This window comes from Yoonia sediminilitoris (genome assembly GCF_003058085.1).
GTDB lineage: Bacteria > Pseudomonadota > Alphaproteobacteria > Rhodobacterales > Rhodobacteraceae > Yoonia > Yoonia sediminilitoris.
Genome location: NZ_QBUD01000018.1, coordinates 46,018 through 59,191, shown reverse-complemented (window position 1 = coordinate 59,191; position 13,174 = coordinate 46,018). Strand labels below are relative to the sequence as shown.

At 54.7% G+C, this 13,174-nt stretch carries 10 protein-coding genes and 1 pseudogene; 7 read left to right on the top strand and 4 right to left on the bottom strand.

Going from position 1 to position 13,174, the window contains the following annotated elements:
- The first annotated feature begins 316 nt into the window (after positions 1-316).
- Positions 317-532: a hypothetical protein gene (locus C8N45_RS23345; RefSeq protein ID WP_168769543.1), complete on the top strand. Its 216-nt coding sequence runs from the start codon at positions 317-319 to the stop codon at positions 530-532.
- On the opposite strand, the pseudogene C8N45_RS21015 reads toward C8N45_RS23345, so the two are convergent.
- The 4 genes and pseudogenes from C8N45_RS21015 to C8N45_RS21000 all read right to left on the bottom strand — a co-directional run.
- Positions 516-809 (bottom strand): annotated as a pseudogene (locus C8N45_RS21015) (IS21 family transposase); the annotation flags it as partial. The gene C8N45_RS23345 and the pseudogene C8N45_RS21015 sit on opposite strands and share 17 nt — an antisense overlap.
- A 74-nt stretch (positions 810-883) precedes the next feature.
- A complete protein-coding gene (locus C8N45_RS21010) occupies positions 884-1,387 on the bottom strand; it encodes a DUF1810 domain-containing protein (protein WP_108388694.1) in 504 nt (167 codons plus the stop codon).
- A 59-nt stretch (positions 1,388-1,446) separates the two neighbouring features.
- Positions 1,447-2,382 carry a helix-turn-helix transcriptional regulator gene (locus C8N45_RS21005; RefSeq protein ID WP_168769548.1) on the bottom strand — a complete coding sequence of 312 codons (936 nt, stop codon included), beginning with the start codon at positions 2,380-2,382 and terminating at the stop codon, positions 1,447-1,449.
- A 148-nt stretch (positions 2,383-2,530) separates the two neighbouring features.
- Entirely contained in the window at positions 2,531-4,567 is a 2,037-nt protein-coding gene (locus tag C8N45_RS21000) for an AAA family ATPase (protein ID WP_168769547.1), read from the bottom strand.
- A gap of 127 nt (positions 4,568-4,694) precedes the next feature.
- Here C8N45_RS21000 and C8N45_RS20995 point away from each other — a divergent pair, with 127 nt between their 5' ends.
- From C8N45_RS20995 to C8N45_RS20970, 6 genes are all read left to right on the top strand, one after another.
- Positions 4,695-6,062 carry an exonuclease domain-containing protein gene (locus C8N45_RS20995; protein WP_108388673.1) on the top strand — a complete coding sequence of 456 codons (1,368 nt, stop codon included), beginning with the start codon at positions 4,695-4,697 and terminating at the stop codon, positions 6,060-6,062.
- Positions 6,063-6,076: 14 nt separating this feature from the next.
- On the top strand, positions 6,077-6,547 hold the full coding sequence (locus tag C8N45_RS20990; protein ID WP_133176028.1) for a hypothetical protein: 471 nt from the start codon (positions 6,077-6,079) through the stop codon (positions 6,545-6,547).
- Between the two features lie 4 nt (positions 6,548-6,551).
- Positions 6,552-7,220, top strand: coding sequence for a HEPN domain-containing protein (locus tag C8N45_RS20985; RefSeq protein WP_168769546.1), 669 nt, complete (start codon positions 6,552-6,554; stop codon positions 7,218-7,220).
- Between the two features lie 190 nt (positions 7,221-7,410).
- The gene (locus tag C8N45_RS20980; protein ID WP_108388669.1) at positions 7,411-8,505 is read left to right on the top strand and encodes an ADP-ribosylglycohydrolase family protein; all 1,095 of its coding nucleotides are present in this window, start codon (positions 7,411-7,413) and stop codon (positions 8,503-8,505) included.
- A gap of 440 nt (positions 8,506-8,945) precedes the next feature.
- Positions 8,946-10,514 carry an ADP-ribosylglycohydrolase family protein gene (locus C8N45_RS20975; protein WP_108388690.1) on the top strand — a complete coding sequence of 523 codons (1,569 nt, stop codon included), beginning with the start codon at positions 8,946-8,948 and terminating at the stop codon, positions 10,512-10,514.
- 111 nt (positions 10,515-10,625) lie between these two features.
- A complete protein-coding gene (locus C8N45_RS20970) occupies positions 10,626-13,172 on the top strand; it encodes a PD-(D/E)XK nuclease family protein (protein WP_108388667.1) in 2,547 nt (848 codons plus the stop codon).
- Positions 13,173-13,174 lie beyond the last annotated feature (2 nt).

Below are 13,174 nucleotides of genomic sequence, written 5' to 3'. Positions count from 1 at the left end.
CTTTCTCATCGTCCACTCCTCAGTGGCTACGATGAGCAACAAACCCTCCCTTAGCAAATACAGCTATTTGGACCCATAGGCGCTGACGTCAGACACCGCTTGGCAAAAACATGGTGCAGACGGTCAGCTCTGGTGTGGTGTCTGCAAGAGCTGGGTTCATCAGTGCGATCATTGCTAGGTGGCCTTCAAGTCATCAAGTTTGATTCAAGCGGATCTTTTTCGACTGAGGTGGCAGCCGTACGCTTTCCAGGTTTGGTGACAACCGACCGCCAACCTTACCTTTCAATTCACCCCTGCACCGCCAGGAGTTGTCGCGATGAACAGCCCCGGCGGCATCGTGGATGAGGCGCTTCAGATCGGGAAACTGATCCGAGATCAGGGCTTGGAAACGGTGATCCTACCAAGCACGGCATGCCTCTCCTCTTGCCCCTATGTTCTGGCGGGCGGTGTCCTGCGCCATGTTTCCTTGAGAGGTGCAGTCGGACTACATCAACATTACTACGACACGCGCGGCTATAGGCGCGAACAATGAAGGTGCGGCTATGCGAGAGCTTAGTGTGCGCAACCTGCAGTTTGACGCGTTCACCACCAATTGTGGCCCAGTCTTCGCTCCAATCGAACTGGAACGCCTCACCGGGCTGAAACACCAACGGCACAAACGTCCCGTGCCCTGTCGTTTGTTCCAGCCGGTGCCGATCAGCGCGCCACGCACGGGCAAAAGCCGCCACACGCTCATAAGATCCATCGTACCCGAGCTTGACCAAGTCCTCATGCATCAGCTTCACGGACCGGCGCTCTTTACGCGACTTCCGCGTCAGTATGATCAGCATCTATCAGGAGTTCTGAGGACGTATTGTGTGACTTGATCCACAACCATAAGCTGCTAGCCTGTTACCTCCTCGGGGAACTTGTCGAAACCCGAGCATCGCGATGCTCTTCTATCTAGGTGTCTGATTAACCCAAAGTTATCAAGATCAAGGCCTAGAACCTCTAGCGTGCGCTCGCACGGGTGTCTTTCGTAAAAGTGCTCAAGCAATTTCAAGAACACCGGATCACCATTGGCAGCAGCAAAGAGTGTGGCCGTCGATCTGAGTTTCATGCGATCTATGGATCCCATTATTGTATCAATTGGCAGTGACTTGTGAAAAAGCAGAGCGCTTGCAGCCTCAACCAGTCTTGGCCCAAGCAATACATGTGCCAAATAGGATTCAGCGGCTATCAAGTCTTCGATGCCAAAGTACTTTGCAGTTTGGGAGCGTCCAAGTGCTTTAAGTTGTGGAAAAATGTACCACATCCAGTGCGTCCGTTTTTGTCCGTCACGTAGTTCGGTGAGGGCCGTTATGTAGTTCGCCTCCTGCGCATGAAGAAAACGTTCAGAATCAAACATGTTGTCGGTGCCCTCCTTTTCCACTCAACTGAGCCTGCTCCAAGAATCTCTCGTCCACCTCATAAATGCGCTTTCTTCAACATCATCCTGAACATCTGTTGCAACTCGGTTGGCGCCAAAATTTCGACATCATTCCCCCATCGAAACAGATGCCAACACATCTCCCGAAAACCACCTGCCCGAAATTTTACTATAAGGCTGCCATCGGGCTCATCGGTGATCTCTTGTGTCGGGTGGAACATGTAGAGCCGTGCATCTGCCGCGGCGGCAGATGAGAACCGCCAAACCACATCTTGGACTTCCTCTTGCCAAGTCCCAAAAGCACGCTGCAACCAGACATTGAGGTCAAAATCTTCAGAGCGCTCAAAACTCTCATTGGACAGTGCGATCCGCTCAAAGCCAGCCAGCGCGAACAGGCGAACATCTTCGGCCCAATCGCTATAAGCAACAAGATACTGTCGACCTTCCCCGAGAAGCATTGCTAAAGGACCGAGCCGCGCGTTTTGGCTCAAAAGACCTGACGCTCGGGTGCGATGGTCGGCATTGATCCAGACCCCGGCAAGGATGGCTTGGCGAAGGTCGTTCAGTGTTTCTTCCGAGATGCGCTCTCTGGGGCCGGGACGCAGGGCGACACCATCCGCCTCAAGAAGTGCGGCAATATCAGGCTCAAGCCGTGTGCGTATGGGGCCTGACAAGCCAGCCCGCAAGCGATCCGACAATATGTCGAGATTATCTGCAGTAACAATATCACCGCTTTGGCGGGCGAGTTCGGCACCGCGATTAAGCGTTGCAATGTCATCGATGCTTGGGTCTGCGAGACGTCCCGTTGTGCCCGGAGGCAGACGCCAACGTTTGCGCTCCCCCGGCTCGCTAATTTCTTCGACCTGTGGAAAGGCATCCCTGATCGCATCTCGCATCCGTTCCGCTGTTCGGCGCGAGACTTCATAAGTTTCCCCAATGTCATTGAGCGACAGACCATCGGCCCGACCCTGCATCTGCAGAGCCAACCTCACTAGATCTGTTAGTCGGCCATAGCGCATTGGAGGATCTCCGTTCTACGCAGTCTTGCGCAAACCGCTCAAGGCTTCAAGCAGACGACGACAGCGCTTTCCGATCTAGTGTGATGAGCACGTCCCCCCTCCGTCAACTCGACACTCGAAATCCAACTGGGGTACTAGCGTTTGGTTTCGATGTTTGTTCGCGGGTTAGCTCAGCAATAATCGCTGAGGGCTCCTTGATGCCCAGCAAGGTGCTCCGTTTAGCCACAACCGCAAAATCCCCTGGCGTCAGTTGATCGAGCAATTGAAGCTCAGCAGAAGGCTCGTTCAGGAAAAATCGCCGGAAACAGGCTCGGCGCTGTTCAAGGCTCAGTGGTAGGAACCCGATCCGCAAGCTAAAGCGTCGAGCGGTCGCAGGGTCCAGCTGATCACCAAGGTTTGTTGTGCATGCAAAGGGTAGAGGGTGGTTCTCCATCCACGTGAGCATTTCATTTACTTGTGAGATTTCCCAGCCATGAGAGGTGGCTTCGCGTGACCTGAGTAGCGAATCGGCTTCGTCAAATACAAGGAATGCCTTGGTATCACGCGCCTCTGCAAAAGCATCTGCAATGTTACGCTCGCTTCCACCCACAAAGCGATCTAGCAGATCAGAGGCACGCCGTTCCAGGACAGGCATATTAAGGCGTTCTGCCAGATAGCGTGCAAAGGCGCTTTTGCCGGTACCTGGTGGCCCGCTGAGACAAAGTCCACCGGTATTGGCGGGACCACAAGTAACGAACCGCTCTGCGATCAAGCTTAAGTCATGATCTGCATTGGCCAGTTCTGGATCGAAATACACTTCTCTATTTGAAACATAGGGAGTGTGACCGCCGCGTACCGCGCGAGAAATCGCCGTTGCGGCCAACCACACGTCATCTGTACCACCACGCGCAATACGTGCTGCGCGAAGGGCGCTATTGGCTAACGCTGGCGCATCCTCCATGTTGTGCGCCAAGTCCATGCAATGCTCTTGGGATAGTGGCACCCGATGTTTTCTTGCAAGTTCTTGCCACACCCGGGCACGAACACTGACCGGGGGTGTGCGCAACTCAAGCGTAAAGCTGATCCGACGCAGAAAAGCCGGATCGCAGTCACTGATGTCATTTGTCGTCCAGAGGGTAGGTACAGCGTTTCCTTCGATTAGCCGGTTTGTGTGTACCTTTGAACCCGAACGACGCAGCGAAAGTCCAAAGAGCCCGTTGTTGAGCCCCGGGAAAAGATCCTCCATCTCATCAAACAGGATAACGCTATTACCTTGATCGGCAAGAAGTCGTTGGCCAAGACGCAATTGCTGTAACCGCTCGAACCGCGTCGGCTCGTCGCCGTCTTCGTCGGATTCGCCAACTGCATGGAGGCTTACAGCCAGCCTTTGGGCAAGCACTTTGCAGAACTCGGTTTTTCCTGTCCCGGGTGGTCCATGCAGCAGAATATTCACGCCCTTTTCGCGTTTTTTTATAGCACCTTTCAATAGTCGAAACGCGAAATCGCGAGACTCACCGAGATGTTCAAAATCTTCCCATGCAACATCTGTGGGTTCTACAGCGGAAAAGAGCTTTCCCAAAATATCTGACAACCCACGTGAGGGCGGCTCTAGTGATATCAGCAACCTGTCTGATGGCAGAAGACCAAGGCCATGAATTGGAGACTTTTCGTGATGCAAAAGGCCAGAGGATAAAAGTCTGGAAGATGATGTCAGTGCTTTGCGCACCCTCGCGGGTGAGATGCCAGTCAGGTAAATGACAGCGTCCTCAACCGGAATCCTTGCTTCATCAGTAAGACTATTGCAGAGCGATTGGAGCGGGCCCGTGCGGGCAGCACGAACTGCCAGAGCGAAGATCTGTTCTTCGTCGGGATCAAGCAACATATGCACTGATAGTGCTGCAATGTTTTTGGAAAGTGCATCAGGGCGGACGCATCGGGTCTGTGCAGCCTTACGGGCTAGGCGTAAGCGAAGGTCTTCCCATATCGCGTTTGGTACGCCCCTCCGCTTATAGTTCTCAAGATCTGGATCCCAACGAAATCCGAGATCCTGCTCTTCCATCCAGTCTGACAGCTCAAGAGCGGCGATGCTGCGTCCAGACAAGCGTGCTGCGATGCGGTCAGCAACTTCTATTAAAAAACGTTGTTCAAATCTGTTGATCATGGTGCCTCCGTGTTCATACACAACATAAGCTAGCAATACGTCATATTCGGGCGTATTGACCCAAGAGGAGTGCCGCGAAGTGCGTATCACCGCGTGACGACCAAACTGGTAGCGGGTAGAATGTGTCATGAACTTTGCATTCTATGATCTTGAGACAACCGGCATCTCTCCGGCATTTGACCAACCCCTGCAATTTGCGGCCATCCTTACGGACGCGCACTTCAGGGAGATCGAGAGGGTTGATTTGCGGTGCCGCATTGCGCCGCACATCATCCCCTCACCGTGGGCGCTGGCTGTAACTGGGTTGCATCCGCAGCAATTGGTTGACCCTGACTTGCCAAACCTGTTTGAGCTTTCACAGTCTTTGTCCCAACTTGTTTCACGCTGGTCACCTGCCATCTGGACAGGGTTCAACAGCATCCGTTTTGACGAAGAAATGCTGAGGCAGGTGTTTTATCAAAACCTCCAAGCCAATGTTTTTGCGACGCAGTTTAATGGAAACACACGATTTGACATCATGACCGCCGTTTTTGCGGTTTGGAATAGAAACCCAGAGATCTTCGATTGGCCGGCTGACGAAACCGGTCGTGTGCGTTTCAATCTTGATCGTTTGGCGCCGTCAAACGGTTTTAATGGACATAATGCCCACGATGCGCTCGGCGATGTTGAAGCGACAATTCATATTGCACGCGCGATTGCCCAACGTGATCCCGCTCTTTGGGCCGAGCTTCTTGAGAACCGACACAAGGCGAGTATCCAAGCACATCTAGAGGGCTTTCAACCGATGGAACTATTTGGGTGTTTTGGCGCAGGCCCACCGCGTGGTTTAGTTGGTTGTTTTTGTGGTTACTCAGCGAGCAACCCCAACCAAGCAGCTTTCTTCGATCTTGAGGCTTGTGATCCTGCTGATTTGATTGACGCAGACGAAAGAGAACTTTTCAATGCTGTTGATGGGTCAACCAAGATTATCAGATCTGTTTCCATCAATAAGTCACCTCCACTTTTGGCGCTTTCCGACCCAACAGACGAGCAGCTGCGTCGTGCTCGTTTGATTGCAGAGGCGCCAGTGTTTCGCGAGCGTGTCGCTTGCGCGCTAGCTGCGCGCTTTCCTTCGGATACTGAAGCTCCCCTGCCACCGATCGAGAGACAGATATTTGATGGCTTTTATAGCTACTCTGACAAGGCGCTTATTGGTGAGTTTCAGAAAGCGGAATGGCCACGCCGTCAAGAAATCGTAGTCGAATTGGATGATAAGCGCCTGCGCCAGCTTGGTCGCCGACTTGTTGCATTTTATGCACCATCTTTGCTTGTAGAGGATGAGCGTCAACAGTTTGATGACTGGCTTCACAAAAAATGGACAGGGCCAGACCTGCCATCGACTGAATGGATGACGCTTGGAAAAGCACGGCGCGCATTGGATGAGATGCGTAAGGATGCCAATTGCAACAAAGTGATGATTGACGAGATTAATCAGTTTCTTTGTCAATTTGATTAATAACAAAGAGAGATGTGACAATCGCCATGAATGCTCCGATCGAAAATGACCCTGATGTTCGCCAAAATATGTTGAGCCTGGACGAGAAGCTTACCAAGGATCAAGTTGAGTACGTCGGACGAATGCTTCGTAAGCTGATCACTCAGTTGGAAAAAAAGCGCTATTCTGAGCCTCTGCGGCCTGTAGAATGGGAACAGTGGAATAATTTTATTCTCTCAACTTACGCTTGCGGATTTGTCTGCTGTGATGGCGGCGAGACCATGGACGATCGCGCACAGACACCGATATCACAGGTGATAAGGGCGCTTCAGGAAGATCCGAAGCCTGTCGAGGGATTTAGCCTGCGTGAATTGCGACAAATCATTCACTTTATCATACGAAGTGAACGCTGGGGGGATGCTGGGGCAGAAACTGGTGGCGGTGCCGTCTGGGGGCTTATTGATACATCGCTTGGTGATGCTATAGCACGTCGTCTAGGAGCTTAAGAGTATGGCCCAACTTTCAGAAGAGTTCGATTACCTGCGTGACATGCATCGCAGGTTGAGGGATCAAATCTCGCCGGAATTAAACCTACGGACCCATCGTTCAATAATTTGGCTGAGCCGCGCAGCTGCATTGATTGAAGATGATGCAGATGCCGCGTTCATTTTTGCTTGGATTGCGTTCAATGCCGCCTATGCAAAAAATATGGATGAGGACCCTGGCTCATTCGCGCGGACCAACTTTCAGAAATTCTTTGATGCGCTGGTTCGCTGCGATCCAAATGGCCGTATTGCGCACGAAGTATGGTACCAGTTTGAAGGTGTGGTGTCCGAACTGTTAAACAACAGGTACATATTTAGCCCATTCTGGAAGTTTCATAATGGTGATCCCGAATATAGCAATTGGGAACTTCGATTCGAGAACGCCAAGAAGGCAGCCCAATATGCGATTGAAGGGCATGAAACAACGAAACTCCTGAGTATTGTATTTGACCGCCTTTATGTCCTCCGCAACCAGCTGCTCCACGGTGGGGCGACCTGGAACAGTAAGGTCAACCGCAAACAAGTGCAGGATGGAGCTGAGCTGCTGATAAGTTTGATGCCTGTTTTCTTAGAGACGATGATTACCAACCCTGAAGAGAATTGGGGTGATCCCTATTACCCAGTGGTGGATTGAGGGAGCCAACTGCCTCTACCCGGTAAGGTCAAGCCCTGTCGCTCCAGCTTAACAATGTATCAATTACAAGCGCCAATCAGGATGAAGTGCGGTTTGGACCAGCATCTCTGGCTAATGTGACGGATCTGTTTAGCCGACCCCCAGTGCCAAAACCCAGACGGAACCAACAGCAATATACGAGGAAATCTTCATGAATGCTCTGGATGATGTCCTTAGCCGTATCGACGATATCGTTGAACAGATACCACAACTTCTCGAAATCGCACCGGTCCCCGAAAATCGGCTGCGTGCGATCTTATGGGGCCTCGCGATTGGTGATGCACTCGGCAACACATCCGAGTCTCGCGTCCCACGGAACAGGTTCCGGGAATTTGGTAAAATCACCGGATATCTACCGAACCGTCACGCCAACGGACAAAGGGTAGGTCTACCTAGCGATGACACGCAGATGGCCTTCTGGCTTCTTGAGCATCTACTTGGTGAAGGACGTCTAGATCCCAATCTTCTCTCCCAGGTTTTTGCGACTCGAACAGTTTATGGCATGGGCCAATCGGTAAGGAAGTTCCGGTTCAATCTGGCCAGTGGTCTCAGGTGGGAAGTTGCCGGTGTTCCCTCGGCGGGAAACGGGGCAATAATGCGTATCGCGCCCATGCTAGCACTGCAGCCACACATGGCGGGTGCAGATCTTGCGCGTGAAATTGCCAAGTGTGCTGCCATCACTCACAATGAGCACGGAGCGATCGCAAGCGCCGTGGCCTGGGTACACCTTCTGGCCGCTCTCGCTTCGGGTCGGCAACAATTTGAACCGCATAACATCCTTCAAACATTTGTCCGTCTGCAAGTAGGTCTTGAAGGCCCCACCCGGTATCGCCCACGTGGCGGCAAAATGCTCGGACAGTTCGATGGCACCCTGACCGAGTTCCTAAATCTGACTGTACCTGAAGGCATCAAAAAGGGCATGACGACACTCGACTTTGGCGATCTCACGTACTCCGGCGCGTTCCTTCTGGAAACATTACCTGTCACGATATTCCTCATAGGCCAGAACCTGGAGGATCCTGATCGCGCCATCTTAGATGCCGTCAACCACACACGGGACAATGACACAATTGCGTCGCTTGTGGCCAGTGCGATGGGTGCACTCCACGGTATCTCGGCCTTTCGCGACGAATGGAAGACTGGCCTTCTCGGGCGCACCAGTGCAGACGATGATGGACACGTTCAAGCTCTTATCGAACAGGTCTGTCGAGAAGGGGTACGGACGCCATACACCGCCCCACCATAGCCCTTCACCAAGGGCTATTTTCGGTGAACACTAGCAGATGTCATAAACAAAAGGCTCATGTAGGCGATTGGCGTAGCTTTTCCGCCGGTTTGTGACCCAAAAAAAAGACAGTTTTTGCGTCTAATCCCGACGATCGCATCGCTCGTTTAGCAGTGTTCTTGTCCAACTCCAGGATGCCGTGATCAAGGGATTGCAGTAGCGGCGCATGCGAGTCAGGACATAATGGACTACGCCGATCATCAGCGATTTGCCCAAGATACGAAGCAACTGGTGATGCGCTTCCGCGCGGAAGGACGGCAGGAAATGAGCTTATCTCTGGCAAGATGGCGCACCAAGCCGAGGCGCAGTTGTTTAGCAGTCTCAAAACTTCTTCTTGGATACGACCGAAAATGACGTAAGCGGATAGTAGTGTTGATTGAATGGACAAAAAGGAACACCGCTTGCCTCGAAACAGCACAACCCTCCCACTTCGCATCGATAGCCTGCCAATCAGCAACGGTCTGCTCGGACTCACGCTTTGCCCAGGCAAGAAAGGCGACAGCGTCTTTGGCGGGGCTTGGGATCGCGATCTGGACGTCGATCTTGATGTGATCAAAACTTGGGGGGCGCATACCGTTCTAAGCCTGATTGAAGATCATGAGTTCGACTTGCTTTCGGTGTCGGGGCTTAGCGACGCCGCAAAGTCCCGGGGCATGGAATGGTATCACTTCCCAATCCGGGATGTGGATGTGCCAACGCCAGAGGCCATGCAGAAGTGGAGGCTTTTGTCGCCACGTCTTCACCAAACTTTGGAAAACGGCGGCCGTGTGCTGGTCCATTGCAGGGGCGGCCTTGGCCGTGCCGGCACGGTTGCAGCCCTACTGCTCGTCGAGCGGGGGCATTCAGCTAGCGGAGCTATGAAGATTGTGCGCACGGCGCGGCCGGGGGCGATAGAGACCCAGGTGCAGAAACATTTGGTGACAGCCCATGGAAGACATGATGGATTGCGGCCTATCCAACTCCATTCCAGCCTACTCGGCGGTGCCATTGGCGACAGCCTCGGCGCCGAGATCGAGTTCCTTTCTCTTGCCGAAATCCGCTGTCGCTACCCCGGCGGTATCATGGACCTGCCGCCGCATATGGGACTGCGCGGCGCCATTACCGACGACACTCAAATGACGCTATTCACGGCCGAGGGGATCGTCCGCGCGCTCATTCGCAGCGAGCTGAAAGGCATCTGCCACCCGCCATCTTTCATCCATCATGCGCTTTTGCGCTGGTACAAAACCCAAGGCGGCAAACCGGAGGTTCGAACAGATGATGTGGGCCTGATCGAAGACCCACGACTTTGGGTTTGCCGCGCGCCGGGCAATACCTGCCTATCATCACTGGAAGCGAGTGCGTATTTTGGTGACTTGGCGCGAAACAATAGCAAGGGGTGCGGTACCATCATGCGCGTTGCACCAATTGCGTTAATGTTTCCACGCGATCAGGTGCGCGAGATGGCGATTGAGACATCAGCGCTGACTCATGGCCATGTGACCGGTCAGCTTGCGGCCGCGGCATGGGCAGAAATGCTTGCTGATGTGGCCGCAGGCGCGCGCCTTGAGGAGACTGCAAACCGCACCGCAGAGATTTATGCGCGACTGGATGGGGGCAATGAGACTGCGCGGGCCATTCAAGCCGCCCTTGCCGTGCCGCGTGACGGTGCCGGTGAAACTGTCGAGTCTCTTGGTGGTGGCTGGACGGCAGAAGAGGCCCTTTCCTTATCGCTCTACGCCTGCCTAACTGGCAATTCCTTTGAAGAGGTTCTTGCGATTGCAGTCACGCATGGTGGGGATAGTGATTCAACGGGTGCGATTGCGGGCAACATGCTGGGTTTGCTCGATCCCGCGGCCGTGCTTCGACACAGATGGGCTGATACCGTTGAAGGCTCGGATCTAATCACTCGGCTGGTTCGTGACTTCAGACGCCTGTCTTCCGATATCGATGCGGCAGAAGAACTCTTCCAATACTACCTGGGCGGATAGAAAAAGCGATTGCTGCAATTGCTGAATTATAAACCGCAAAAGCCATATAGATCATTGATTTAGATTGGATGCTCAATACACTGCGTTATTAGCATTATCTACAGGCAAACCATGTTTTACCCTTTTCTCGTCGCTGATCCCCGTTCTGGTTTGCCGTATCGCCTGACTGATACCAGCCTCGCAGAGCTTTCGCTTGCGCCCATAGCGTCGGAGTGGTCGCCGGGGCAGGCGATTATCGACGACTCGGATCCCGTCTGGAAAAACAGCGTTGCCAACGCACCGGTCGAGACGATCTCGGCAGTCAGTATGGCGTTGGAGGATCTGGTGCTAGCCACCGACGATCTCCATGTGCCCGTGGCAGATCCCTTGCAAGGCAGCCGTGCGCGGCGGCATCTGGATGCACTGATCGGGCTGTGGCGCAGGCTGGGCGATTCACTGCCCGAGGGACTGGCCCCAGTGCGACATGTTCTGGAGCTTCCGCATGGTAAGTTCCTTGATCAGTTACCGGTGGTCGAAGGATCGCTCGACCCGCTTGCACCTGCTGCGATGCGTGCTCTGTATACGCGTCTGAAACAAGAGTTTGGCACAGTTCCTGCACCCGACAGAGGTCTCGCCGCGCCGGTTGGGAGCAGAGTTCACGCCCTACAGAGCGGCATTGCTGCGCCAAATATTTCAGTCGGAAAAGCTGACGATAGCCTTGCATTCTTTGGCTTACGTGATCCGGCGGCCTGCGCGGATTTCGCAGCGGCGCGGGCACGCGCTCTGATTGAGGCCGGGGTCCCCGCTCGCGACATCGCGGTCACGGCCGACAATAATCCAAGCCAAATCGCACGCGCCTTCGCCGAGCAAGGCGTGCCGCTATCCGGCCTTCCCGGCAGCCTGCCAGAGCGCGACATCATTGGCGAGACAGCCCTTCATCTGGCACTTGCCAAGCGCACACCGACCCCGGGAATGGTGCTTGCAAGTCTTGCGCTATCACCTCTGATGCCTTGGTCCTCGCAGTCCGGACGTGATCTAGCCGAAAGCCTGATCAGCGGCGATTTCCGGGGCGAGATCCTGTCATCCACCCCTGCGCATAAGGAATTGTGGACAGACATCCGGTCTTCCGCGGGCAGCCTCGCGCAGTTGCGTTTCTTGCTCGACCGTATCTGTGAAAGGATCAAAAAAGGTCAGGACGTGCGCGCGCGCCTGCCCATTCCGCCCGGTGACGGTAGCCCGGATTGGGAGGCAATCCTGCGGGGCATTCAGATTGCACCGCCTCTCAGTGCTGATCCAGATCGCATTCTGGAGGGCGTTAGCCTGTGGTCCGCGCAGGACAGTCCGTGGCGCCCCTGCCGACATCTGATCGTGACGGATTTCACCGACGGCCTTTACCCGACGCGGACGCGCGGCAATCCGATGTTTCTCGAAAGCGAGATCGCCGCAATCCGCGGATCTGTTGGCTTGCAGCTGCGAGGCCGGGCCGAAGGGCTGGCTTATGGGCTCTCGTTATTTGATCAACAGCTTCAGGCGGTCTCTGAGACGGTGACATTCCTGACCCCTTGGCGGGATTTGTCCGGTGTGCGCCTGCAACCCTCGGCAGGGCTTTCGCTGGTTGCGCGCGCCATCGAGGGTGTCGAAGATGCTGCCGATTTGATCCTAGACCTGTCGCTCTTGCCACCAGCAGATTGGCCCATCACGCACCATCACCTGCCACCGGTGCCGGAACCGCCCGATCTGCCAGAGGCTCTGGCTTTCCCGGGGGTCGACTTGTTGGCCCTGCGCCAAAAAGATGACGGAACGATGAAACCTCAATCACCCTCGCGACTGGAGACGCTTTTGGTCAGCCCGCTGGCCTGGCTTCTGGGCGAAGTCGCAGCCAGTGATATGACTTGGTCGGCAGAAGAGCTGGATGTCATGGCCAAAGGAAACATCGCCCATGATGTGTTCGAGCATGTGTTTCTCAAGGACCAACCCATTCCTGACCCTGCGGCCCTGACCGCGGCAGTGGCCGACGCCTATGATCGCGCATTGACCCGCCATGCCGGGTTCCTACGGAGCGCGTCATGGGAAATGGAACGCAGCGGGCTGGAACGCGAAATTCTTCAAGCGGCCCTTCGCTGGCGCGAATATCTGTTGGCGCTTGGCGCGAAAATCATTGGCAATGAAATCTGGCTGGCTGGCGAAGCGCATGGCATCAACCTGCACGGTAAAGCGGATGCGATCCTTGAATTGCCAGACGGAGCGCTGCTGGTCGTTGACCACAAGAAGAGCGGCACATCGGCCAGGCGCAAGCGGATGGAGGCGGGCTGGGATCTGCAAGCGGGGCTCTATCGCGACATGATCGCGCGTCCCGCACGGCGCGACGGGGACGGAATGGATCCGTTGATCGGCCGTGACGTCGGGATCGCCTATCACCTGATGAATGACGGTGGTTTTCTGACCTCAGGTCTGCCCGTGGCCGAGGGTTCACCCGCCCGCGACATGGGCGATGCCATCAACCTGGCTGCGATTGCAAAGCTGGCCGAGCGGTTGGCCGAGCTTGGTGCGGGGCGGGTCGTGCTCAACACCTCGCTCGACGAGGGGTTCTTCAAGAAAGAGGCGGGGTTTACGCCCTATGCGCTGACCGACGGCTCGGCCCTCGTAACTTCATTCATCCGCCAGATTGAGGAGGAATGATC